Annotated in this window: 24 protein-coding genes and 1 pseudogene; 13 read left to right on the top strand and 12 right to left on the bottom strand. The window is 70.3% G+C overall.

Annotated features, from left to right (window positions below):
- The first annotated feature begins 17 nt into the window (after positions 1-17).
- A complete protein-coding gene (locus tag ABMQ42_RS08435; protein WP_349722496.1) occupies positions 18-656 on the top strand; it encodes a DNA-directed RNA polymerase subunit beta in 639 nt (212 codons plus the stop codon).
- 401 nt (positions 657-1,057) lie between these two features.
- Positions 1,058-1,942 carry an aminotransferase class IV gene (locus ABMQ42_RS08430; protein ID WP_349722494.1) on the top strand — a complete coding sequence of 295 codons (885 nt, stop codon included), beginning with the start codon at positions 1,058-1,060 and terminating at the stop codon, positions 1,940-1,942.
- Here the strand turns inward: ABMQ42_RS08430 and pstB are convergent, their stop codons facing one another.
- The 7 genes from pstB to ABMQ42_RS08395 all read right to left on the bottom strand — a co-directional run bounded on the left by pstB (position 1,943) and on the right by ABMQ42_RS08395 (position 9,877).
- Positions 1,943-2,722 carry a phosphate ABC transporter ATP-binding protein PstB gene (gene pstB / locus ABMQ42_RS08425; RefSeq protein ID WP_349722492.1) on the bottom strand — a complete coding sequence of 260 codons (780 nt, stop codon included), beginning with the start codon at positions 2,720-2,722 and terminating at the stop codon, positions 1,943-1,945.
- A gap of 14 nt (positions 2,723-2,736) precedes the next feature.
- Positions 2,737-3,858: a phosphate ABC transporter permease PstA gene (gene pstA, locus ABMQ42_RS08420; RefSeq protein ID WP_502884652.1), complete on the bottom strand. Its 1,122-nt coding sequence runs from the start codon at positions 3,856-3,858 to the stop codon at positions 2,737-2,739.
- Positions 3,855-4,781 (bottom strand): phosphate ABC transporter permease subunit PstC, encoded by a 927-nt coding sequence (pstC, locus tag ABMQ42_RS08415; protein ID WP_349722491.1) that lies wholly within the window; start codon positions 4,779-4,781, stop codon positions 3,855-3,857. The genes pstA and pstC overlap by 4 nt, the downstream gene beginning before the upstream one ends.
- 27 nt (positions 4,782-4,808) lie before the next feature.
- Positions 4,809-5,912, bottom strand: a complete 1,104-nt coding sequence (gene pstS / locus ABMQ42_RS08410; RefSeq protein ID WP_349722489.1) for a phosphate ABC transporter substrate-binding protein PstS — start codon at positions 5,910-5,912, stop codon at positions 4,809-4,811.
- A 122-nt stretch (positions 5,913-6,034) separates the two neighbouring features.
- Positions 6,035-6,988, bottom strand: a complete 954-nt coding sequence (locus ABMQ42_RS08405) for an NUDIX hydrolase (protein WP_349722487.1) — start codon at positions 6,986-6,988, stop codon at positions 6,035-6,037.
- Positions 6,985-9,150 carry an RNA degradosome polyphosphate kinase gene (locus ABMQ42_RS08400; RefSeq protein WP_349722486.1) on the bottom strand — a complete coding sequence of 722 codons (2,166 nt, stop codon included), beginning with the start codon at positions 9,148-9,150 and terminating at the stop codon, positions 6,985-6,987. Before ABMQ42_RS08400 ends, ABMQ42_RS08405 begins: the two co-directional genes overlap by 4 nt.
- Before the next feature lie 34 nt (positions 9,151-9,184).
- A complete protein-coding gene (locus ABMQ42_RS08395) occupies positions 9,185-9,877 on the bottom strand; it encodes a response regulator transcription factor (RefSeq protein ID WP_349722484.1) in 693 nt (230 codons plus the stop codon).
- 79 nt (positions 9,878-9,956) lie between these two features.
- On the opposite strand from ABMQ42_RS08395, the gene ABMQ42_RS08390 reads away from it, so the two are divergent.
- The 3 genes from ABMQ42_RS08390 (at position 9,957) to ygfZ (ending at position 12,069) form a co-directional block, all read left to right on the top strand.
- On the top strand, positions 9,957-10,244 hold the full coding sequence (locus ABMQ42_RS08390; protein WP_349722482.1) for a hypothetical protein: 288 nt from the start codon (positions 9,957-9,959) through the stop codon (positions 10,242-10,244).
- Between the two features lie 152 nt (positions 10,245-10,396).
- Entirely contained in the window at positions 10,397-10,993 is a 597-nt protein-coding gene (locus ABMQ42_RS08385) for a heme-binding beta-barrel domain-containing protein (RefSeq protein WP_349722481.1), read from the top strand.
- Positions 10,993-12,069 (top strand): CAF17-like 4Fe-4S cluster assembly/insertion protein YgfZ, encoded by a 1,077-nt coding sequence (gene ygfZ / locus ABMQ42_RS08380; protein ID WP_349722479.1) that lies wholly within the window; start codon positions 10,993-10,995, stop codon positions 12,067-12,069. Before ABMQ42_RS08385 ends, ygfZ begins: the two co-directional genes overlap by 1 nt.
- Before the next feature lie 9 nt (positions 12,070-12,078).
- On the opposite strand, the gene ABMQ42_RS08375 is transcribed toward ygfZ, so the two are convergent.
- Positions 12,079-12,900, bottom strand: coding sequence for a class I SAM-dependent methyltransferase (locus ABMQ42_RS08375; RefSeq protein WP_349722478.1), 822 nt, complete (start codon positions 12,898-12,900; stop codon positions 12,079-12,081).
- A 40-nt stretch (positions 12,901-12,940) separates the two neighbouring features.
- Between ABMQ42_RS08375 and ABMQ42_RS08370 the strand changes: the two genes are divergently transcribed.
- Positions 12,941-13,687, top strand: a complete 747-nt coding sequence (locus ABMQ42_RS08370; protein WP_349722476.1) for a phosphoglyceromutase — start codon at positions 12,941-12,943, stop codon at positions 13,685-13,687.
- Positions 13,688-13,753: 66 nt separating this feature from the next.
- Here ABMQ42_RS08370 and phoU read toward each other — a convergent pair whose 3' ends face one another.
- A complete protein-coding gene (phoU, locus tag ABMQ42_RS08365) occupies positions 13,754-14,404 on the bottom strand; it encodes a phosphate signaling complex protein PhoU (protein WP_349722475.1) in 651 nt (216 codons plus the stop codon).
- Positions 14,405-14,546: 142 nt separating this feature from the next.
- On the opposite strand from phoU, the gene ABMQ42_RS08360 reads away from it, so the two are divergent.
- Together ABMQ42_RS08360 and ABMQ42_RS08355 are read left to right on the top strand one after the other, a co-directional pair.
- Entirely contained in the window at positions 14,547-15,743 is a 1,197-nt protein-coding gene (locus ABMQ42_RS08360) for a sensor histidine kinase (protein WP_349722473.1), read from the top strand.
- A complete protein-coding gene (locus tag ABMQ42_RS08355; RefSeq protein ID WP_349722472.1) occupies positions 15,740-16,426 on the top strand; it encodes a response regulator in 687 nt (228 codons plus the stop codon). Before ABMQ42_RS08360 ends, ABMQ42_RS08355 begins: the two co-directional genes overlap by 4 nt.
- Positions 16,427-16,432: 6 nt before the next feature.
- On the opposite strand, the gene ABMQ42_RS08350 is transcribed toward ABMQ42_RS08355, so the two are convergent.
- Entirely contained in the window at positions 16,433-16,945 is a 513-nt protein-coding gene (locus ABMQ42_RS08350; protein ID WP_349722471.1) for a DNA modification methylase, read from the bottom strand.
- A 145-nt stretch (positions 16,946-17,090) separates the two neighbouring features.
- On the opposite strand from ABMQ42_RS08350, the gene ABMQ42_RS08345 reads away from it, so the two are divergent.
- Positions 17,091-17,573, top strand: coding sequence for a CarD family transcriptional regulator (locus tag ABMQ42_RS08345; RefSeq protein WP_275279188.1), 483 nt, complete (start codon positions 17,091-17,093; stop codon positions 17,571-17,573).
- A gap of 2 nt (positions 17,574-17,575) precedes the next feature.
- Positions 17,576-18,049: pseudogene (ispF, locus tag ABMQ42_RS08340) on the top strand (2-C-methyl-D-erythritol 2,4-cyclodiphosphate synthase); the annotation flags it as partial.
- A 57-nt stretch (positions 18,050-18,106) separates the two neighbouring features.
- Here the strand turns inward: ispF and ABMQ42_RS08335 are convergent.
- Complete coding sequence (locus ABMQ42_RS08335; protein ID WP_349722470.1) at positions 18,107-18,568, bottom strand: GNAT family N-acetyltransferase; 462 nt, start codon at positions 18,566-18,568, stop codon at positions 18,107-18,109.
- 195 nt (positions 18,569-18,763) lie between these two features.
- Here ABMQ42_RS08335 and cysS point away from each other — a divergent pair, with 195 nt between their 5' ends.
- The 3 genes from cysS (at position 18,764) to ABMQ42_RS08320 (ending at position 22,022) form a co-directional block, all read left to right on the top strand.
- On the top strand, positions 18,764-20,248 hold the full coding sequence (gene cysS, locus ABMQ42_RS08330) for a cysteine--tRNA ligase (protein ID WP_349722469.1): 1,485 nt from the start codon (positions 18,764-18,766) through the stop codon (positions 20,246-20,248).
- A complete protein-coding gene (gene rlmB, locus ABMQ42_RS08325; RefSeq protein ID WP_349722468.1) occupies positions 20,241-21,245 on the top strand; it encodes a 23S rRNA (guanosine(2251)-2'-O)-methyltransferase RlmB in 1,005 nt (334 codons plus the stop codon). The genes cysS and rlmB overlap by 8 nt, the downstream gene beginning before the upstream one ends.
- 135 nt (positions 21,246-21,380) lie before the next feature.
- Positions 21,381-22,022, top strand: coding sequence for an NAD(P)-dependent oxidoreductase (locus ABMQ42_RS08320; protein WP_349722467.1), 642 nt, complete (start codon positions 21,381-21,383; stop codon positions 22,020-22,022).
- A 3-nt stretch (positions 22,023-22,025) separates the two neighbouring features.
- On the opposite strand, the gene ABMQ42_RS08315 is transcribed toward ABMQ42_RS08320, so the two are convergent.
- Entirely contained in the window at positions 22,026-23,336 is a 1,311-nt protein-coding gene (locus ABMQ42_RS08315; RefSeq protein ID WP_349722465.1) for a DUF4032 domain-containing protein, read from the bottom strand.
- Positions 23,337-23,417 lie beyond the last annotated feature (81 nt).

Raw genomic sequence — 23,417 nt, 5'->3', positions numbered from 1 at the left:
CGACGTACCCTTGACGGGTGCAGGAATCGGGCAGGGAGTTCCACAAGCCGGTGCGTCGCGCCGGCGAAGAGTTCGATCGCCTGTTCGGGGCGCACGACCCCGCCGAGGCGACCCGCGTCGCGCACTCGACCGCTGCGGCGCTGCTGTCGCGCGTGCGTGCGGATCCCGACACCGAGACGGTCGACCGGCTCGTCGACTTCACCCGCACGCACGGCATCGACGACATCGCCGAGCTGTGGTCGCGCGCGCCCGCGCGCACCCTGCCGGGGGCGCTGTGGAACCTGTATCTGCTGCAGCTGATGATCCACCGCGACCCCGACACCGCGGCGCTCCTGTACGAGCGCGGGCGGGTCGAGATCGCCTCCGCCGACCCGGTGATCGCCGGCGCGCCGGTGCCGTCCGGCCCCGATGAGCTCGTCGCGACCGTCGACCGCATCCTGCGCGGGGTGTTCGACGGCGACTTCGCCGTCGCCCTCGACCGCGCCGCGGCGTTCTGCCGTGTGCAGGCATCGGGAGCCACACACGTCGCCGACGACTACGAGCTCACCGAGCCCGAGCGGGCCACGACCCTGACCACGCGGGCGTCGCGCCTGGCGACCATCGCCGCGGATCTCAGCGCGAGCGCCGCGCTGTGGCGGGTCGACGCGCTGAGCTGAGCCCGCGGCATCCACTTCCGTCCCGTCTTCACGCTCGAGGCGCGGTCGGTGCGCGCACGAGGCTCACAGGCTTCGGAGAATCTCACCGAGTTCGGAGCATTTCGCGCGAAGCCTCCGAGCTTGGTGCGACTCTCCGAAGTCTGTGCGGCGCCGCGCGGCGGCGCGCGGGGCAGGCGGCGGAGCACAGAAGTGCCGGGCCGCAGAACGCCGCCGTGCTGATGCCGCTTCGCGGGAGAGACGTTCCGCATCCCGGCACAGAAGTGCCGGGCCGCAGAACGCCTCTCGGCGCAAGGCCGCTCGAAGCGGCAGAAGATGGAGCCCGGGGTTACTGCGGCCCGGCCGATCAAGTGTAACCGACGTCATGGGCGGGCTATTCCACACGCGGGCTCTACGCTCGAACCATGGCCGCACACTTCGCCCTGCTGATCGACCCCGCAGCGCCGGATGACCCGCGCGATGACTTCGCGGGCACCTTCACGACGCTCGACCCGTCGGCGCCGGCGCTGAGCGTCAGCGAGCTGAGCACGCAGCGCGGCGACGGCATCTTCGAGTCGATCGGCGTCGTCGACGGGCATCCGCAGGAGGTCACGGCGCACCTTCAGCGCCTCGCGCACTCGGCCGCCCTCTGCGACCTGCCCGCGCCGAACCCGGCGCAGTGGCGGCAGGCCGTCGAGCGCGCGGCCGCCGCGTGCGGACCGGGGGAGGCGGTCATCAAACTCATCCTCAGCCGCGGCGTCGAGCACGGGCCGGCACCGACCGCGTGGACGACGGCCGCGCAGGCCGCCGACAACACCGCTGTGCGCGAGCGCGGCATCCGCGTCGTCCTCCTCGACCGCGGGATCGACAGCGGCGCCGCCGATCGCGCGCCGTGGCTGCTGCTGGGTGCGAAGACGCTCTCGTACGCGGTGAACATGGCCGCGATCCGCGAGGCGCACCGCCGGGGCGCCGACGACGCGGTGTTCGTCTCGAGCGACGACATCCTGCTCGAGGCGCCGACCGCGTCGCTCATCCTCCGGATCGGCGGGCGTTTCGTGACGCCGGCCGTCGGCAGCGGCATCCTGCACGGCACGACGCAGATCAGCGTGTTCGAGCACCTGTCCGCGCAAGGCCACGAGACCGCCTACGAGACCGTGCCGGCTGAGGCGCTGAGAACGGTGGATGCCGCGTGGCTCGTCTCCAGCGTCCGTCTGGCGGCTCCCGTCACGGCCGTCGACGGCGTCGACATTCCGGTCGATCGCGTGCTGACGGCATCCCTCAATCGGTATCTGCTCAGCCCACGCGACTGATCAGCCGAACCGGCCCGAGACGTAGTCCTCGGTCGCCTGCTCGCGCGGCGTCGTGAACATCGTCGCGGTCTCGCCGTACTCGATGAGCTTTCCGGGCTTGCCGGTGCCGGCGATGTTGAAGAATGCGGTCTTGTCGGACACGCGCGATGCCTGCTGCATGTTGTGCGTGACGATGACGATCGTGTACTCGGTCTTCAGCTTCGCGATGAGCTCTTCGATCGCGTAGGTCGAGATCGGGTCGAGGGCCGAGCAGGGCTCGTCCATGAGCAGTACCTGCGGCGACACGGCGATGGCGCGCGCGATGCACAGGCGCTGCTGCTGTCCGCCCGAGAGCCCTGCGCCGGGCTTGGCCAGGCGATCCTTGACCTCGTTCCACAGGTTCGCGCCGCGCAGCGAGCGCTCGACGAGGTCGTCGGCGTCGCTCTTGGCGATCCGCTTGTTGTTGAGCTTGACCCCGGCCAGCACGTTGTCGCGGATCGACATGGTGGGGAACGGGTTCGGCCGCTGGAAGACCATGCCGATCTGGCGCCGCACGGCGACCGGGTCGACGCCCGTTCCGTACAGGTCGTCGCCGTCGAGCAGCACCTGCCCGCCCACGCGTGCCCCGGGGATCACCTCGTGCATGCGGTTGAGCGTGCGCAGGAACGTGGACTTGCCGCATCCCGACGGGCCGATGAAGGCCGTCACGCTGCGCGGCTCGATGTGCATGTTCACGCCTTCGACGGCGAGGAAGTCGCTGTACCAGACGTTCAGGTCGGTGACGTCGATGCTCTTTGACACGGGTCTCCTTGGGATCACAGACCGCGCTTGGGCGCGAAGATCTTGGCGATGAGTCGGCCGGCGAGGTTCAGCACCAGCATGATGACGATGAGGGTGAGGGCCGCTGTCCAGGCCCGGTCGATCGACGCCTGAGCACTGACGCCCGCCGCCTGCGTGTACTGCGTGTACACGAACACCGGCAGGGTCATCATGCGGTCGTCGAAGAGGTTGTAGTTCATGCTGAACGTGAAGCCGGTCACGAGCAGCAGCGGGGCGGTCTCGCCGATCACGCGGGCGATGGCCAGCATCACACCGGTGACGATACCCGCGAGCGAGGTCGGCAGCACGATCTTGAGGATCGTCAGCCACTTCGGCACGCCCAGCGCGTACGAGGCCTCGCGCAGCTCGTTGGGGACGAGCCGCAGGATCTCCTCGCTCGAGCGGACCACGACCGGGATCATCAGCACCGAGAGCGCCACCGCGCCCATGAAGCCGTTGCGCACGGCGGGCCCGGCGATCAGCGCGAACAGGGCGAAGACGAACAGGCCTGCGACGATCGACGGGATGCCGGTCATCACGTCGACGAGGAAGGTGATGGCGCGAGCGAACGGCCCGCGGCCGTACTCGACGAGATAGATCGAGGTGAGCAGGCCGATCGGCACCGAGATGACGGCGGCGGCCAGCGTGATCAGCAGCGTGCCGATGATGGCGTGCAGCGCGCCGCCGCCCTCGCCGACGACGTTGCGCATCGACTGCGTGAAGAACGCGACGTCGAGCCGCGCCATCCCGCCCAGGACGACCGTCCAGATGAGCGAGACCAGCGGCAGCAGCGCGATCACGAACGCCGTCGACACGAGCGAGGTGACCAGGCGGTCCTTCGCGCGCCGCGCCCCTTCGACGATGCGCGAGATGACGTACAGCACGAGGTCGAACAGCACCGTGCCGAAGAAGACGGTGCCCACGAGGCTGAAGGTCGTGGTGATGCCCGCGGCCCACAGCAGACCGAAGAAGGCGCCCGCGAACAGCCAGCCGCCGGCCAGCACCATCCACGTCGTGCCGCGGGGGAGCGTGCCGCCGGTCAGCGGCACGTGAGGGGAGTGGATGCCGGGGGCCCCGCCGACCGCGGCGGCCTCGGCTTCGGGCGCGGTGGTCGTCATGCGTCGGCTCCTGAGAAGGCGGCACGGCGGCTGATGATCCACCGGGCCAGGACGTTCACAAGCAGGGTCACCACGAACAGCACGAGGCCGGACGCCACCAGGGCGTTGACCGAGAGCCCGGTCGCCTCGGGGAACTGCAGGGCGATGTTCGCGGCGATGGTGTTGGGGTTCTGCGCCTGCAGCAGCGCGAACTTCACGATGAAGGCGGGGGAGAGCACCATCGCGACGGCGAAGGTCTCGCCGAGCGCGCGGCCCAGCCCCAGCATGACCGCCGAGACGATGCCGCTGCGCGCGAACGGCAGCACCGACATCCGGATCATCTCCCACTTGGTGGCGCCCAGGGCCAGCGCGGCCTCCTCGTGCAGGCGCGGTGCCTGCAGGAAGACCTCGCGGCAGATGGCGGTCATGATCGGGATGACCATGACCGCCAGCACCATCGCCGCGGTGAGGATGGTGCGCCCGGTGCCCGAGATCGGACCGGCGAACAGCGGAATCCAACCGAGGTTGTCGCCCAGCCACTGATACAGCGGCTGCACGAGGGGCGCCAGGACCACGATGCCCCACAGGCCGAAGACGACCGAGGGCACCGCGGCCAGGAGATCGATGATGTAGCCGAGCGTCTGCGACACGCGCCGCGGCGCGTAGTGCGAGATGAACAGCGCGATGCCGATCGACAGCGGCGTGGCGAACAGCAGCGCGAGGAACGCGGCCCAGACGGTGCCGAACACCAGGGGGCCGACGTACTGCCAGAAGTTCGCCGAGTCGTTCGGCAGCTCGCCCTCCCCGGCCACCAGAGCGGGGATGCTCTGGATGACCAGGAAGATCGCGACCGCGGCGAGCGTCGCGAGGATCACCGCGCCGGCGACCACGGTGGTCGTGGAGAACACCCGGTCGCCGACGCGGACGGTGGCTTTCTTCGTCATTCGATTCCTCGGTGAGGGACGGCGCCGTTACTTGATGGTCTGCGCCGCGGCGATGACCTTGGCCGACAGCTCGGCCGACAGCGGGGCGGAACCGGCCTGGGCGGCCGCCGCCTGCTGTGCGGCGTCGCTCGCGGCGTACTGGATGTACGAGCTGACCAGCGAGCCGGTGGCGGCGTCCTTGTACTGCTGGCACGCGATGAGGTACGACACCAGCACGAGCGGCCAGGCGTTCGCCTGCGTGTCGGTGCGGTTGATGTCGATCGCCAGGTCGTTGTCGCCACGGCCGGTGACCAGCGGCGAATCGGCCACCACCGCGGCGGCGCCGTCGGCCGAGATCTTCACGAACGAGTCGCCGACCTTCAGCTGCGCGATCGACAGGCCCGCAGCGCCCGACTCGTCGATGTAGGTGATCGAGTTCTTGGCGCTCTTGGTGGCCTCGGCGACGCCCGAGGTGCCCTTGGCCGCGTCGCCGACCTGGAACGGGAACGTCTGCGACGGCTCCTGGCCCCAGGCGTCGGCCGCGTTGGCCGCGAGGTACTCGGTGAAGTTCTGGGTCGTGCCCGAGTCGTCCGAGCGGTGCACGACGGTGATCGCGGCGTCCGGCAGCGTCACGCCGTCGTTCAGCGCGGCGATCTGGCTGTCGTTCCACTTCGTGATCTTGCCCGAGAAGATGCCGGCGATGGTCGCGGCATCCAGCTTCAGGTCGTCCACGCCCTCGAGGTTGTACGCGATGGCGATCGGCGAGATGTAGACCGGCAGGTCGATGGCGCTGGTCCCGTCGGCGCACATCGCGAAGGTGCTCGAGAGCTCCTCGTCGCTCAGCGCCGCGTCGGAGCCGGCGAAGTCGGCCGCACCCGAGATGAAGCTCTTGCGGCCGGCGCCCGAGCCCTGCGGGTCGTAGTTGATGTTCAGGTCGGGATTGGCCGTCTGGATGCCGGCGATCCAGGTCTGCTGGGCGGTGCCCTGCGCCGACGAGCCGATGCCGTTGATCGTGCCGGACAGAGCCGTGGCCGACGAGTCGCCGGAGGGGGTGTTGCCGTCGGCGGATGCCTCATTCGAGGCGCAGCCTGCCAGGACGAGGGCGGATGCCGCGACCAGGGCGCCGAGCGGGGCGATGCGGGTGAGCTTCACTGTGTGAACCCTTCACGTTGTTCGGGATGTCGGCCCCGCTCTGCGGGGCTCGGCTCGACCGTAGGCGGCGTCGGTGACCAGACTGCGCTGTACGGGTGAACGGAAGGTGAACGGGGAGCGACTCAGTTCTTCGCGTCGGTGATCTTCGGCTCGTGGGTCTCGATCGCGACGATCCCCGAACCGGGGTTCGTCGCCGACAGGTGCACGACCGAGAAGGCGCCGACCGGCAGCGCCGCGGCGTCGTCGAGATACGAGCCACGGAGGGTGCCGGTGGCCAGGGCCAGTTCGCGCAGGATGTCGGGCAGCACCGGGCCGTGACTGCAGAGCACGGCGGGCTTGCCCGCCCGCACACGGGCGCCGACGGCGGCGCGCACGTCGGAGGTGCCGTCCTCCCACGCGTCCTGGCTGATCTCGGGGGTGCGGTGCACGCGATGACCGGTGGCCGCGGCGAACGGCGTGACGGTGCTCACGCAGCGGACCGCGTCCGAGGAGTACACCTTGCGCACGCCGAACGCCCGCAGGGGCGCGACGATCGCGGTGGCCTGCTTCGCGCCGCGGCCGGTGAGCGGGCGCAGCGCGTCTTCGCCGCTCCACTCCTCGCGCGGTGCGGCCTTGGCGTGCCGCTGCACGACGATCGGAAAGGTGCGGCGCACGCCGTCGTCGATGAGGGCCAGGAAGTTCTCGAGGATCTCGACGTCGACCGGGTAGCTGAGGCGGGTGAGCGCCTTCTTGGGGGAGATCCACTCGATCGCGGCGATCTCCTTGTTCGGGACGAACCGCGACGCGCGGATCGCCTCGTCGGAGGCGAAGGTCGACCAGTAGTGCACGATCTTGGTGCGGCCGCTGGGCAGTGCGTAGCGCGAGACGCCGATGGGCGCGCCGAGACAGACGGCGATACCGGTCTCTTCGAGGATCTCGCGCACGGCGGTCGCTGCGAGCATCTCGCCGGCGTCGACCTTGCCCTTGGGCAGTGTCACGTCGGCATACGCGGTGCGGTGGATGACGAGGATGCGCAGCTTGCCCTCGACGACGCGCCACACGACGCCTCCGGCGGCGTAGACGGCCGTCTCGCTCATCGCACCGCCCGTGCGCGGCGGCGCCGCTGCACATTGGTCATCGTCTTGTCCTGCAGATCCACGAGCCTCTTCCCGTTCTCGCCGACACTGTGTCTGATCCAATCACCATCGGGCTGAAGATGCCACGAGCTCGTGCCGTCGCTCATCGCGAGGGTGAACAGGTCTTCCAGCGACTTGATCTGCGCCGGTGCGACCACCCGCACGAGCGCCTCGATGCGTCGATCGAGGTTGCGGTGCATCATGTCGGCGCTGCCGATGTACACCTGCGGGTCGCCGTCGTTCGCGAACGAGAAGACCCGGGAGTGCTCCAGGTAGCGGCCCACGATGCTGCGCACGGTGATCGTCTCGCTCATGCCGGGCACGCCCGGCTTGAGGCTGCAGATGCCGCGCACCCAGATCTCCACCGGGACGCCGGCCTGGCTGGCGCGGTACAGCGCGTCGATGATCTGCTCGTCGACCATCGAGTTCACCTTGATGCGGATGCGCGCGGGCTTGCCGTCGAGCGCGTTGTGGCGTTCCTTCTCGATGAGCCGCAGCAGGCCCTTGCGCAGGTAGCGCGGGGCGACCAGCAGCCGCTTGAACTTCTTCTCGATCGCGTAGCCGCTCAGTTCGTTGAACAGGCGGATGAGCTCGCGCCCGACCTGTTCGTCGATCGTGAACAGGCCGAAGTCCTCGTAGATGCGGCTGGTCTTCGGATTGTAGTTGCCGGTGCCGATGTGCGCGTAGCTGCGCAGCTGCCCCTCCTCCTCGCGGATCACGAGGGCCAGCTTCGCGTGGGTCTTCAGCCCCACCAGGCCGTACACGACGTGGACCCCGGCCTTCTCGAGCTTGCGCGCCCAGGTGATGTTCGCGGCTTCGTCGAAGCGCGCCTTCACCTCGACGAGCGCGAGCACCTGCTTGCCGGCCTCGGCGGCGTCGATCAGCGCCTGCACGATGGGGCTGTCGCCCGAGGTGCGGTAGAGCGTCTGCTTGATGGCCAGCACGTGCGGGTCTTTCGCGGCCTGCTCGAGGAATGCCTGCACGCTCGTCGCGAACGGCTCGTACGGGTGGTGCACGAGCACGTCGCCCTTGCGGATCGCCGCGAACAGGTCCGCACGGCCGTTCTGCTCGGCGGGCTGGAAGGCGGCGGCCGTCACCGGGACGTGCGGCGGGTAGCGCAGCTCGGGGCGGTCGAGCTTGCCGAGGCTGAACAGGCCGCCGAGATCGAGCGGACCGGGAAGCCGGTGCACCTGGTTCTCGGTGATGGCGAGCTCGTCGATGAGCAGATCGAGGGTCAGGTCGTCCATGTCGTCGGTGACCTCGAGCCGGATCGGCGGACCGAAGCGGCGGCGCAGCAGCTCGGCTTCGAGCGCCTGGATGAGGTTCTCGGTCTCGTCCTCCTCGATCTCGACGTCCTCGTTGCGCGTCAGGCGGAACGCATGGTGGTCGAGCACCTCCATGCCGGGGAAGAGATCGGCGAGGTTGTTCGCGATGAGATCTTCCAGCGGCAGGAAGCGGATGCGGTCGGTGTCGTCCTCGACGCGCACGAACCGCGGCAGCATGGGCGGCACCTTGAGCCGGGCGAAGTCCTGACGCCCGGTGCGGGCATTGCGGATGCGGATCGCGAGGTTCAGCGAGAGCCCCGAGATGTAGGGGAAGGGATGCGCGGGGTCGACCGCGAGCGGCGTGAGGACGGGGAACACGTTCTCCTGGAAGTACCGGTACAGCCGCGCGCGCTCGGCCTCGGTGAGATCGCTCCAGCCGAGGAAGTCGATGCCCGCGTCGGCCAGCGCGGGCTTGACGAGGTCGGTCCACGCGGCGGCGTGGCGCAGCTGCAGGCGGTGCGCCTCGTCGGAGATGTCGGCGAGCACCTCCTGGGGCGCGCGGCCGACGTTGGTGGGCACGGCGAGCCCGGTGACGATCCGGCGGCGCAGACCCGCGACGCGCACCATGAAGAACTCATCGAGGTTGCTGGCGAAGATGGCGAGGAAGTTCGTGCGCTCGAGCACGGGCATCGACGGGTCCTCGGCGAGCTCGAGCACGCGCTGGTTGAACGCGAGCCAGCTCAGCTCGCGGTCGAGGTAGCGTCCCTCGGGCAGCTCGGAATCGTAGACCTCTTCCAGGTCGAAGTCATCGTCCTCGCCGTCGTCCAGCCCCGTGTCCAGAGCCCCGTGTTCGATCATCCCCTCATCATTGCAGGATGACGTGACGCGCGGGTTAACGGGCTACCGGGGCCTTCGCCTCGGTGTCGTCATCTTCCGTCACATTGAAGCGGTAGCCGACGTTGCGGACCGTGCCGATGAGCTGTTCGAACTCGCCGAGCTTGGCGCGCAGCCGTCGCACGTGCACGTCGACGGTGCGGGTGCCGCCGAAGTAGTCGTAGCCCCACACCTCGCTCAGCAGCTGCTCGCGCGTGAACACGCGCGAGGGGTGCATCGCGAGGAAGTACAGCAGCTGGAACTCCTTGTAGGTGAGGTCCAGCGGCTTGCCGTGCAGCTTCGCCGAGTACGAGGCCTCGTCGATGGTCAGGCCCGACGTCTGCACGCGGGCGGGTTCGGCCGATTCCGACTCGGAGCGGCCCACCGCCAGACGCAGCCGGGCCTCGGTCTCCGCAGGCCCCGCGGTGCACAGGATGACGTCGGAGACGCCCCAGTCCGCGGCGACGGCGGCCATGCCGCCCTCGGTGACCACGAGGATCAGCGGGGCCTCGAGCCCCGTCGTGTTCAGCACCCGGCACAGCGACTTCGCCGCGACCAGGTCGGTGCGGGCATCGAGCAGGATGACATCGGCCTGCGGCGCGCGCACCAGCTGCGCGGGCTCGGCCGGAATGGTCTGCACGTGGTGGCTCAGCAGCTCGAGCGTGGGCAGCGCGGCATCCCGTGCCGAGCTGAGAAGCAGAATCTGTACCACGCGACCTCCTGGGACCATGCCGGGCGACGGCGGCCGGTCGTTGTGTGGGGACATTTTAGGACCGTGCGACAATGGGCGCATGTCGAGCGAATCCGAACACGCCGCTCGAGGGCGGATCGGCGGAGTGATCGTCGCCTGGGTCGGGGCCGTCGTGATCGGCGTGCTGATCGCGCTGCTGACCCCCGTCGGTCAGCGTGCGGCATGGTTGACGATCGGACTGGCGGGATGCCTCGTGCTCTCGTTCGCCGTGCAGCTGTGGTCGGGGCGGGCCGAGGGATTCATCTCGCGGGTCGCGCTGAGCCTGCTCGGATCATTCATCGTCCTGGGGCTGTTCAGCGTCGGGTTCGGCCTGGCCGCACTGGGCTGACGGCGGAGCGGGATAGAGTAGACCCATGGACACGATGGCGCTGGAACTCTTCTTCGTCGGACTGCTGGGCCTCGCCTCGCTCGCGATCGTCTTCTGCTCGGTCGTGGTGATCAAGAACCTGTACCGCGGCCAGCGCTGAACGTGAGCGCGTCGTGATCGAGATCCCGACCGACCTGCCCGCCGAACTCGTCCCCCTCGCATGGCTGCGCGGGGTCTGGGAGGGCACCGGCGTCATCGATTACGAGGCCGACGGCCACCACTACTCCACGGAGTTCACGCACCGGGTCAGCTTCAGCACCGGCGACGGACCCTATCTGAACTACTCCGCCGACGCCTGGACCGGCGACGGCGACGATCGTGCGCCGCTGCTGGCCGAGACCGGCTACTGGCGCCTCGCGCGCACCCAGACCGCGGCCGATCCGGGACCGGCGCTGCTGCCGGCGCGCGCGGCCGCGGCACCGCTGACGGCCGACGACGTCGAGAGGCTGCGCGACGACGACGCCTTCCCCCTCGAGGTCGCGCTCGTGCGCGCCGACGGCACCAGCGAGCTGCTGCTCGGCCAGGTGCACGGGCCGCGCATCGACCTCGCCACCGATGCGGTGGTGCGCCCGGCCACCGCGAAGCCGTACACCGCGGCATCCCGCATGTACGGCCTCGTCGAGGGGCACCTGCTGTGGGCGTGGGACATCGCCGCGCTCGGCGCCCCGATGGCCTCGCACGCGTCGGCGCGCCTGGCGAAGGTGCAGTGATGGACGCGCTCGCCGCCCTCCTGCGCGCGGCTGACGGGGCGATCGTCGACGACGGCGTGCTCCTGCACGCCGGCAACCCGCTCAGCGAGCAGCGCGCGCTGGCGTCGGGGGCGGCCGTGGCCCCGCTCGGCGACCGGGTCGTGCTGGCCGTGCCGGGGGAGGACCGCCTCAGCTGGCTCGAGTCGTTCTCGACGCAGAAGGTCACGGCGCTGCTGCCGGGCGAGAGCGCCGAGCTGCTGATCCTGGATCCGGCCGGGCACGTCGAGCACGCGGCATCCTTCGTCGACGACGGCGCGACGTCGTGGCTGATCGTCGACCGTGTCGATGCCGTCGGGCTGCTCGATTTCCTCAAGAAGATGCGCTTCCGCCTGCGGGTCGAGCCGCGGGACGCGCGCGAGGAGTTCGCCGTCATCGGCGGCACGCCGCTCGCGGTGGCGGCGCTCGGCGCGGCGCTGGTGTGGCACGACCCGTGGCCCGGCGTCGCCGAGGGCGGCTGGGCGTATTCCGCCGTCGACCCGCACCCGGGCACCGAGCGCGACTGGGCCGAAGCGCTGGTCGACGCCGACGGCGTCGCGCGGATGACGGCGGCTGTGGCATCCGGCTCTCTGAGACTCGCCGGCTCCCTGGCGGCCGACGCCCTGCGGATCGCCGCGTGGCGCCCGCGCATCACCGACGCCGACGAGCGGATGCTGCCGCATGAGGCCGATTGGCTGCGCAGCGCCGTGCACCTGAACAAGGGGTGCTACCGCGGGCAGGAGACCGTTGCGAAGGTGCACAACCTCGGGCATCCGCCGCGGCGGCTCGTCGCGCTGCAGCTCGACGGCGAGGCGGCCGCTCCGGGTGATGTCGTACGTGCGGGCGAGAACGAGGTCGGTGCGGTCGTCGCGGCCGCGCAGCACTACGAGCAGGGCCCGATCGCCCTGGCGCTGGTGCGCCGCAACACCCCGGTCGACGCCGAGCTCGTCGTCGACACCGCCGACGGCCCGGTCGCGGCCGCGCAGGAGGTCATCGTGCCGCCCGAGGCCGGTGCCACGGCCTCGGTGCCGCGCATCCCGAGGCTCGGCCGCCGGCGCTGACGGGCGGCGTCACTCGCGCGGCGCCACGGCCTCCCACGGCACGGTGACCTCGCCCAGGCGCCAACGCGAGCGATTCTGCAGGGGCCAGCCGGCGTCGACGAGCGCCTGCATCGCGGCGCGCCAGCGCTGCACCGGGCCGAACGGCGCGAGGCCCGCCCCGCGATCCCACTCGCGGTCGAGCGCGGCGAGGAAGTCGTGGATGCGTTCGCCCGGCACATTGCGGTGGATGAGCGCCTTCGGCAGCCGCGCCGCCGCGATCGAGGGGTGCTCGAGGGTGGTCAGGCGCAGCGAGATCGTCAGCGACCGCGGCGTGCCGTGATCGTCGACGGCGATCCAGCTGGAGACGCGGCCGATCTCGTCGCAGGTGCCCTCGACCACGAGACCCGCGGGCGCGAGCCGTGCGGCCATGCGACCCCAGGCATCCTGCACGTCGCTCTCGTCGTACTGGCGCAGCACGTTGAACGCGCGGATCACGGCCGGGCGACGCGCCTGCGGGGTCGGGACCTCGAACCCGCCGCGGGCGAACGACACGCGTGCGTCGGGGGCGAACGGCGTGCGCTTCGCCCGCACCTCGGCGAGCTGCGCGCGGGCCCGCGCGACGCGGTCGGGATCGAGCTCAAGACCGTGCACGTGGACGTCGCGCCGCACCGGACGCAGCCGCGCCTCGAGTTCGAGCGCCGTCACACCGCTGGCCCCGTATCCGAGGTCGACGACGAGCGGGTCGGCGGCGCGACGCAGGGTGGGGTGGCGGGCAATCCAGCGATCGACACGGCGCAACCGATTGGTCCCCGTCGTGCCGCGCGTCGGACGGCCGACGGGGGAGGATGTCATCACCTCCATGATCTCATCGGGCCGTCTGTAAGCTGGCTCCATGACCGCGCCGTACACGCTGATCCTGCTCCGCCACGGGCAGAGCGAGTGGAACAAATCGAACCAGTTCACCGGATGGGTGGACGTCCGTCTCACCGACCAGGGCAAGGCCGAGGCCCAGCGCGGCGGCGAGCTGCTGGCCGAGAAGGGCCTGCACCCCGACATCGTGCACACCTCGGTGCTCTCGCGGGCGATCCAGACCGCGAACATCGCGCTCGACGCCGCCGACCGCCTCTGGATCCCGGTGAAGCGCACGTGGCGCCTGAACGAGCGCCACTACGGCGCTCTGCAGGGCAAGGACAAGGCGCAGACCCTCGCCGAGTTCGGCGAGGAGCAGTTCATGCTCTGGCGCCGTTCTTTCGACGTGCCGCCGCCCGAGCTGGCCGACGACGCCGAGTACAGCCAGGCGCACGACCCGCGCTACGCGGACATCGACGGTGAGATCCCGCGCACCGAGTCGCTCAAGCTCGTCATCGACCGCCTGCTGCCGTACTGGCACGGCGAGATCGTGCCCGACCTGCAGGCCGGCAAGACGGTGCTCGTGGCCGCGCACGGCAATTCGCTGCGCGCGCTCGTCAAGCACCTCGACGGGATCAGCGACGACGACATCGCGGCGCTGAACATTCCGACCGGCATCCCGCTCGTCTATCACCTCGGTGAAGACCTGCAGCCGCTCGGACCGGGCGAGTACCTCGACCCCGAGGCCGCCGCCGCCGGTGCCGCGGCCGTCGCGAACCAGGGCAAGTAGCGCGCGAGAAGTGCGAGGGGCCGCCGGGAGCACTCCCGGCGGCCCCTTTCGCGTACGCGAGACCGCTCAGTCGTCTCCGGCCCAGTCGCCGGTGGCGAGGTAGACGACCTTCTTCGCGACCGAGACGGCGTGGTCTGCGAACCGCTCGTGGTAACGGCTGGCCAGCGTGGCGTCGACGGTGGCGGCGGCCTCGCCCTGCCAGCTGTCGCTGAGCACCTTCTCGAACACGGCGATGTGCAGCTCGTCGATGTCGTCGTCGGCGTTGCGGATGCGCTCGGCGAGGTCCAGGTTCTCGGTGCGCAGCAGGTCGGCGAGGGTACGTGCGACGTCGACGTCGAGCTCGCCCATCTTCGTGAAGGTGCCCTTCAGCCCCTTGGGGATCGCGCGCTCAGGAAAGCGCATCCGCGTCAGCTGGGCGATGTGCTCGGCGATGTCGCCCATGCGCTCGAGCGAGGCGGACACCCGCAGGCTCATCACGACGATGCGCAGGTCGCGGGCCACCGGCTGCTGCCGGGCGAGGATCTCGATGGCCAGCTCGTCGAGGGCGAGCGCCCGATCGTCGATGATGCTGTCGGCGTCGATGACCTCTTCGGCGAGCGTCACGTCGCTCGTGCCGAACGCGGTCGTGGCCTTCTCCATCGCGGTGGCGACGAGCTCGGCGATCTCGACGAGCCCGTTCTGGAGCTCTTCGAGGGACTGGTGGAACACCTCGCGCATACGGATTCCCGTCTGTGATCGGAACGTGGGTCGATGCGATCCTCGCCATCGAAGGTTAACGGACGGTGTCGTGGCGGCGAACTCTTCCGGCATGGTGCACGGATGGTGAACGGGGGATGACGCGGCCCCATACGCTGTTCCTATGGATTCCGCGCAGCTCGCCCTGTTCGCGCTGCTCATCGGGGTGGTGCTCGGCGTGTCCGTCGCGCTCGTCGTCGCGGCGGCCTATGCGGCGCGTGACCGTGCGGTGCGACGCGGATCGGCGAGCGTCCCGGAGGGCATCGCGACGGTGCTGGCGGGAATGGATGACGCGGCCGTCGTGGTGGATCCGTCGGGGACGGTGGTCGTGGCATCCGCCCCCGCCGCCGACACAGGGCTCGAAGAGGGCCGGACGCTGCCCGAGGCGCAGCTCGCACTGCTGGCCCGCGCCGCACGGGCAGGGACCGCCACGGAGCCCGTCGTGGTGCCGCTCGGGGTCGCCGGTGAGGTGCGTTCGGTCGCCGTGCACGCTCGCGCGATCACGCCGCGGCTCGTGCTGCTCGTGCTGCACGACGTCACTGAGCAGGAGCGCGTGGCGAAGATGCGCCGCGACTTCGTCGCCAACACGAGCCACGAGCTGAAGACGCCCGCGGGCGCGATGAGCCTGCTGAGCGAGGCGATCGAGTCGGCGGCCGACGACCCCGCAGAGGTGCGCGGCTTCGCGCGCCGCCTGCGCGCCGAGGCCGAGCGGCTGGGCGCGCTCACGACCCGCATCATGACGCTGTCGCAGCTGGAGGCCGATGAGCCCCTCGCGATGCGCGAGGTGAAGGTCGACGAGCTGGTCACCGGTGCGATCGAGGCGCACGCGGCACAGGCCGACGCCGCGCGGGTCGACATCGTGCGCGGCGGAGAGCGCGGCGCCCGGCTCTACGGCGACCCGCGGCTGCTGGCCGAGGCCGTCGGCAATCTCATCGCCAACGCGATCGCGTATTCGACGCCGGCGACGCATGTGGGCGTGGGCGTGAAGACCGTCGACGGGGTCGTCGAGATCTCGGTCACCGATCAGGGCATCGGGATCGCCGAGGACGACCAGGAGCGCATCTTCGAGCGCTTCTACCGCGCCGACCGGGCGCGCTCGCGCCGCACGGGCGGAACCGGACTGGGCCTGGCCATCGTCAAGCACGCCGTGCAGCGGCACGGCGGTGAGGTGCGGCTGTGGTCGAGGCCAGGGCAGGGATCGACGTTCACCATCCGGCTGCCGCAGGCGGTGCGGGATGCCGCGGACGAGGCCGCTCTGCGGCATCCCGCCCGCTCCTCAGACAAGAAGAAGCGCAAGCGACGGAAGGACAGCGCCGCATGACCCGTGTATTGATCGTCGAGGACGAGCCCGACCTCGCCGACCCGCTCGCCTACCTGCTGCGCAGGGAGGGCTTCGAGGTCGAGATCGCCGAGGACGGCCACGCGGCCGTCGACGCCTTCCACGCGCGCGGTGCCGACATCGTGCTGCTGGACCTCATGCTGCCCGGGATGCCGGGGACCGAGGTGTGCCGGCAGATCCGGACGACCAGTTCGGTGCCGATCATCATGGTCACGGCGAAGGACACCGAGGTGGACATCGTCGTGGGGCTCGAGCTGGGCGCCGATGACTACATCACGAAGCCCTATTCGACGCGCGAGCTGCTCGCCCGCATGCGGGCGGTGCTGCGGCGCACCGCGGCGCCCGACGTGGACCTCGACGACGGGGTGCTCGAGGCGGGGCGCGTGCGCCTGGACGCGGACAAGCACCTCGTCACCGTCAGCGGCGAGCCGATCAATATGCCGCTGAAGGAATTCGAGCTGCTCGAGGTGCTGATGCGCAATGCGGGGCGCGTGCTCACGCGCGGCCAGCTCATCGACCGGGTGTGGGGGAGCGACTACTTCGGGGACACGAAGACGCTCGACGTGCACGTCAAGCGCATCCGTTCGCGCATCGAGGCCGACCCGCGCAACCCGGTGATGCTCGTCACCGTGCGCGGGCTCGGCTACCGCTTCGAAGAGGAGTGAGGCGCGTCAGGACGCGGGGGTCTCGGTGGCCGTGGGCTCGGGCGTCGGGACGAAGCCGGACAGGTACGCCTCGCCGCCGTCGAGCACGGGGACGTTCGCCTGGGCGCCGGCGACCGTGCCGGACTGGAAGTAGACCTTGACGGTGAGGCCGGGCTTGACGCCGAGGTTGTCCAGGCGCAGCGGGTCGACGTTCTCGCCGAGGCTGGAGACGCTGTGCGCGGCGACGCGCACGGTCTCGCTGATCTTGCCGGCGGGGGCCTCGACCTGGATGTTCAGCGTCTGGTCGTCGGCCGTGGTGTTGATGATCGCGGCGATCAGGTTGCCGGTCGTGCCGTCGTCGGTCGCGACGATCAGTGCGTTGCGGATCTGCAACGGCGCGCCCTCGGTGTCGGCGACGTTGATGCCGTCACTGGGGGAGTAGGGGATGGTCGTGTCCTGCGCGGAGATCATGGAGCAACCAGTGGCGCCCATGACGACGGCGGCACAGACGGCGATGGACGCGAGCAGGCGCGATTTCACGGTTCCTCCCAGGGCAAGACGGTAAGCTCTTGCATTCTACGGGGTCGGCGGGAAGCCGCAGGACACCGCGCCTGCAGCGACGCAGTGCGAACCTTAGTGCATACTCGCTGTGGTATCCTGGTAGTTGCCGAAAGGATATAACTGCATGCTTTTTGAGGTTGGCGAGACGGTCGTTTATCCGCACCACGGGGCGGCGACGATCGCGGAAGTGAAGACCCGAGTCATCAAGGGCGAAGAGAAGGTCTATCTGAAGCTCCGCGTCACCCAAGGCGATCTGACCATCGAGGTCCCGGCTGAGAACGTCGACCTGGTCGGCGTCCGTGACGTCATCGGCAAGGAGGGGCTCGAGAAGGTCTTCGAGGTTCTGCGCGCGCCGTTCACGGAGGAGCCCACCAACTGGTCGCGCCGGTACAAGGCGAACCTCGAGAAGCTCGCCTCCGGTGACGTCATCAAGGTGAGCGAGGTCGTTCGCGACCTGTGGCGCCGCGATCAGGACCGCGGGCTGTCCGCGGGTGAGAAGCGGATGCTCGCGAAGGCGCGTCAGATCCTCGTCTCCGAGCTGGCTCTTGCCGAGAAGACCGACGAGGAGAAGGCCAGCGGCCTGCTCGACGAGGTGCTCGCGTCCTGAGCGCGATTCCGCGGGTCGGCATCGGCACCGATGTGCACCGCTTCGGCGGTGACGGGGTGCTGTGGCTGGCCGGTCTGGAATGGCCGGGCGAACCGGCCCTCGACGGACACTCGGACGGGGATGCCGTGGCTCACGCCATCGTGGATGCGCTGCTGTCGGCAGCGGGTCTCGGTGACATCGGGACGCACTTCGGCGTCGATCGGCCGGAGGCCGCCGGTGCTCACGCGGGTGTCTTCCTCGCCCGCACGCTCGCACTCGTGACCGAGGCGGGCTTCGCCGTCGGGAACGTCGCCGTGCAGGTGCAGGCGAACAGGCCGAGGCTGACGCTGCGCCGCGCCGAGGCCGAGGCGGTGCTGTCGGGTGCGCTCGGCGGAGCGCCCGTGTCGGTGTCGGCGACGACCACCGACGGCCTGGGCTTCACGGGGCGCGGCGAGGGCGTCGCCGCACACGCCGTGGCGTTGCTCCTCCCGCGCTGACCCCGCGAGGTCGCACGGTTTCTCGCGAGGTCGCGCGGTTTCTCGCGAGGTCGCGCCTCAGAACGCCCGCGTCATGAATACGGACAACGGGTCGACCTGGTAGTCGCCGAACGGTCCGCACTCGACGAAGCCCTCACTCGCATACAGGTTCCGGGCCGGGAGGAACGACTCCGCTGATCCCGTCTCGAGCCAGAGCCGCGGCATCCCGTCGATCTCCGCGTTCATCACGATGTGACGCAGCAGCGCGCGGCCGACCCCGGTCCCGCGGAACTCTTCGGCGACGCGCATGGACTTGATCTCTCCGTCGCCCGCTGCGAGCAGTGTGAGGGCAGCGATACCCGCGATGCGGTCGCCGGCCCACGCCGACCAGAACCTGACCGACGGTACGCGGAGTGCGTCGATGTCGAGTGCATGCACGCTTTCGGGAGGGGTCTGCGCGTGCATGTCGGAGAGATGTGCGGCCACGAGTGCGCGAGTGGGGGATGCCGTCAAGTCATCGGCGCGGATCGTCACAGCCATGGGGACTCCTTGTCTGCCGGTGCCGAGGGTACGCCGACGATGTGTCCGGGAGGTTTCCCGGGTCCAGGCCTGCGTGCGAACTCGCGAGATCCCGTGCGACCTCGCGAGATCCCGTGCGACCTCGCGAGAAACGGTGCGACCTCGCGAGAAACGGTGCGACCTCGGCGCGAGGGGCGGCGCCGGTAGGCTGGGTGGGTGACTCTCCGGCTCTATGACACCAAGGCGCAGACGCTGCGCGACTTCGTGCCCGGCGACCCCGAGAACGTCACGATCTATGTGTGCGGGCCGACGGTGCAGTCGGGGCCGCACGTCGGGCATCTGCGCGGGGCGCTGAGCTTCGACATCCTCGCCCGCTGGCTCGAGCACCGCTTCGGTCGCGTCACCTCGGTGCGCAATGTGACCGACATCGACGACAAGGTGCTCGCCAACGCGACCGACATCGAGCCGTGGTGGGCGCTCGCGTACCGCATGGAGCGCGAGTTCACCGCCGCGTATGCCGCCATCGGCATCCGGCCGCCGACGTACGAGCCGCGCGCGACCGGACACATTCCGCAGATGATCGAGCTCATCGGCGAACTCATCGAGCGCGGGCACGCGTACGCCGCCGCCGGCGACGTGTACTTCGACGTGCGCTCGTGGCCCGAGTACGGTGCGCTCACGCACCAGGCACTCGACGCCATGGAGTCGGCCGATGATGCCGACCCGCGCGGCAAGCGCGACCCGCACGACTTCGCGCTCTGGAAGGGCGCCAAGCCCGGCGAGCCGGCCACGGCCGTCTGGGACTCGCCATGGGGCGCCGGCCGCCCCGGCTGGCACATCGAGTGCTCGGCCATGTCGCGGCGCTACCTCGGCGCGCAGTTCGACATCCACGGCGGCGGGCTCGACCTGCGCTTCCCGCATCACGAGAACGAGCTCGCGCAGTCGACGGCGGCGGGCGACGGCTTCGCGCGGTACTGGGTGCACAACGGCCTGGTCACCGTCGACGGGCAGAAGATGTCGAAGTCGCTCGGCAACTTCGTGCTCGCCCATGACCTGCTGGCCGACCGCGACCCGCTCACGGTGCGCTACGCGCTGGCAGCGGCGCACTACCGGTCGAGCCTCGACGTCTCCGACAAGGCTCTCGACGAGGCCGAGGCCGCGCTCGAGCGCATCCGCACGTTCCTTGAGCGCGCGGATCGCCTCATCGAGCGTAACGATGAGTTGCGGATGCGGCACGACGAGACGGCCGCGGCGCTCGGCACCCTGCTCTCGAGCGAGGCGGCCGCGCTGGACGAGGCGCAGGCCGCGCGCGGCACGCTTCCCGAGGCCTTCGCCACCGCCATGGACGACGACCTCAACGTCCCGCAGGCGCTCGCCGTCATCCACGCGACGGTGCGCCGCGGCAACGCGGCGTTCGACGAAGACGACACCGCGAGCGCGGAGCGGGCTCTGCACGAGGTCGACGCGATGGTGCGCGTCCTGGGCATCGACCCGCTCGACCCGCAGTGGTCTCGAGGGGGAGCCGGGCCAGAGGCATCCGCCCTCGACGCCCTCGTGCAGGCGATGATCGACCAGCGCGCGCAGGCGCGGCAGGAGAAGGATTGGGCGACGGCCGACCGCGTGCGCGATGCACTCGGCGCGGCGGGGATCGCTCTCGAAGACGGTCCCACCGGGACGCATTGGAGTGTGCAGAATGGCTAAGCCGAAGCGCGCCGGGAACACCGGCAACAGCAAGAAGAAGGGCCCCACCAAGGGCACCGGCGGGCACGGGCGCAAGGCGCTCGAGGGCAAGGGCCCGACCCCGAAGGCGGAAGACCGCAGCTGGCACGTCGCCGGCAAGCGCAAGGCGGCGCAGGAGCGCTACGTCGCCGCCGGCGGCAAGCCCAAGGGCAAGCCCGTCGACATGAACCGCGCCGCGCGCGCGAAGAAGAACGACGATACCGAGACGGTCACCGGCCGCAACAGCGTGCTCGAGGCGCTGCGGGCGAAGATCCCGGCCACTGCGCTGTACATCGCGCAGCGGGTCGAGATGGACGACCGCGTCAAGGAGATGCTCGCCATCGCCACGCACCGCGAGATCCCGGTTCTGGAGGTCACACGCCCCGAGCTCGACCGCATGTCGGGCATCGACGGCGTGCACCAGGGCGTCGCCCTCAAGGTGCCGCCGTACAGCTACGCGCATCCGCAGGACCTCCTTGAGGAGATCTTCGATGCGGATCAGGTGCCGCTGCTCGTCGCCCTCGACGGCGTCACCGACCCCCGCAACCTGGGGGCGATCATCCGCTCGACCGCTGCGTTCGGCGGCCAGGGCGTCATCGTCCCGCAGCGTCGCGCGGCGGGCGTGACCTCGGCGGCCTGGAAGACCAGCGCGGGCGCCGCCGCGCGCATCCCCGTCGCGATGGCGCCGAACCTCACGACCACGCTCAAGGAGTTCAAGAAGCAGGGCGTGTTCGTGCTCGGCCTCGACGGCGGCGGCGACGTCTCGCTGCCGCACCTCGAGCTCGCCGACCGTCCGGTCGTCATCGTCTGCGGGTCGGAGGGCAAGGGCCTCTCGCGCCTGGTGACCGAGACCTGCGACCAGATCGTGTCGATCCCGATCGAGGCTGCCACCGAATCGCTGAACGCCGGCATCGCGACATCCGTCGCGCTCTACCAGGTCGCCACGATGCGCGCCGCCGGCGACGCGAACGCCGACTGAGCCGCGGCCGACCGAGCACCGCGCTTGACCGAGCGCGCACGGGGTGTGACCGTGTGCGCGCTGTCTGGAATGCGCACGCCCGTCCCTGCGGTTGCATGGTGTGAGGGCCGCGCGGCCCACGAAAGGAAGCAGCTCATGGCACGCATCGTCGTCATCGGAGGCACCGGCTACGCCGGCGGTCACATCGTCGCAGAGGCCGCCTCGCGCGGGCACGACGTGGTCGCGATCTCGCGGACCGCGCCCGAGAACCCGGTCGACGGGGTCACCTACGTGCAGCACGACGCGGTCGACGTCGACGGCCTGGGCGACGTGTTCGAGGGCGCGGATGCCGTGGTCTCGGCGCTCTCGCCGCGTGGTGACATGGCCGACAAGGTGCTCGACGCCTTGCGGGCGCTCATCGCGAAGCTGCGCGGCACCAAGACCCGCCTCGGCATCGTCGGCGGAGCGATGGGCAGCCTGTCGGCGCCCGGGGGCCCCAGCCTGTGGGACCTGGGCGTGCCCGACGAGCTCAAGCACGAGGCCGGCGTCGGCGTCGACTCGCTCAAGCTCGTCCAGAACGCCGGCGACGACCTCGACTGGTTCTTCGTGCACCCGCCGAAGCTGTTCGGCTCGTGGGCTCCGGGCGAGCGCACCGGTCACTACCGCGATGGCGGCGACGTCGTCGTCGAGGCGGCCGACGGCAGCTCGACCATCTCGGGCGAGGACTTCGCCCTGGCCGTGGTCGACGAGATCGAGCAGGGCAACCACCACCGCGAGCGCTTCACGGTCGGGTATTGACCCTCACACCAGGTCGCGCCAGTCTCCGGTCGGCTCGTCGTCGTCATCGTCGGAGGATGCCGCGTCCAGCGCGATCGGCATCGTGAGCGTCTCGGTGGCCGGCCCCATGACCGTCGCCTCGTCGCGGCGGTGGCGCAGCACATCGTCGATGTAGCCGGCCACCGTCTCGGCGAGGGGCACCGAGACGCCGCGTGCCTGCGACATGTACCAGCGGTGCTCGAGCACCTGGTGGAACACCTCGGCGGGCTCGAGCTTCGCGCGCAGCTCGAACGGGATCGCGCGGACGACGGGTTCGAACACGCGCGTGAGCCACTCGTGGGCGACCATCTCCTCGTCATCGGCGCGCGCACCGGTGCGTGCACGGTACTCGTCGAGGTCGTTCAGCAGCCGGCGGGCCTGGTTCTCCTCGACGTCGAGCCCGGTCAGGCGGATGAGGCGCCGCTGGTGGTGCCCCGCATCCACGACCTTGGGCTGGATCGAGACCTTCGTGCCGTCCGGGGTCGCACGGATGGACATCTCGCCGATGTCGAAGCCCAGCGCGTTCAGCCGCTGGACGCGTTCGGTGATGCGCCATGACTCGCCGGCGGCGAAGGTCTCGGCACCGGTCAGGGCGTCCCACAGCGAGCGGTACGAAGAGATGATGCCGTCGGCGATCTCGACGGCGTCCATTCCCCGCTCCAGTCGCCCGCCGGCCGCCAGATCGAGGATCTCGCCGGCGATGTTCGTGTGCGCGACGTCGAGGTCGTGCTCGCGCTGTCCGCGGGTCAGCCCCGACTCGTGCAGCTCACCGGTCTCGGCGTCCACCAAGTAGGCGGCGAAGGCGCCCGCGTCGCGGCGGAACAGCGTGTTCGACAGCGAGACGTCGCCCCAGAAGAACCCGACGTTGTGCAGCCGCACGAGGAGCACCGCCAGGGCGTCCACGAGCCGGTTCGCGGTGTCGGGGCGCAGCACCTGCGTGAACAGCGCACGGTAGGGGAGCGAGAAGCGCAGGTGCGCGGTCACCAGCGCCGAGGGCAGCGTGCGGCCCGCGGCATCCGCGCGTCCGTCGATCACGGCGACCCGCTCGACGCAGGGCACGTCCAGGCGGGCGAGGCTGCCGAGCATGTCGTATTCGCGGCGGGCCATCTCGGGTGTGGTCTCCTTGATGGCGACCACACGTCCGGAGAGGTTCGCGAACCGCACGAGGTGGCGCGAGATGCCCTTGGGCAGGTAGACGATGTCGTCGCTCGTCCAGTCGGCCAGAGTCGTCGACCACGGCAGTGCCAGCAGCCCCGGGTCGATCGCGCTCGCGGTGATGCTCAGCGCCTCGGTCACGGCATCCCTCCCTCTGGAACTGGTCCGAAACGGCGACGGCGCGAACTCGGAGATCCGAGCCCGCGCCGTCGCATGGTGATG

Source organism: Microbacterium sp. KR10-403 (genome assembly GCF_040196215.1).
Classification (GTDB): Bacteria; Actinomycetota; Actinomycetes; order Actinomycetales; family Microbacteriaceae; genus Microbacterium.
This window is presented reverse-complemented; position numbering and strand designations above follow the sequence as displayed.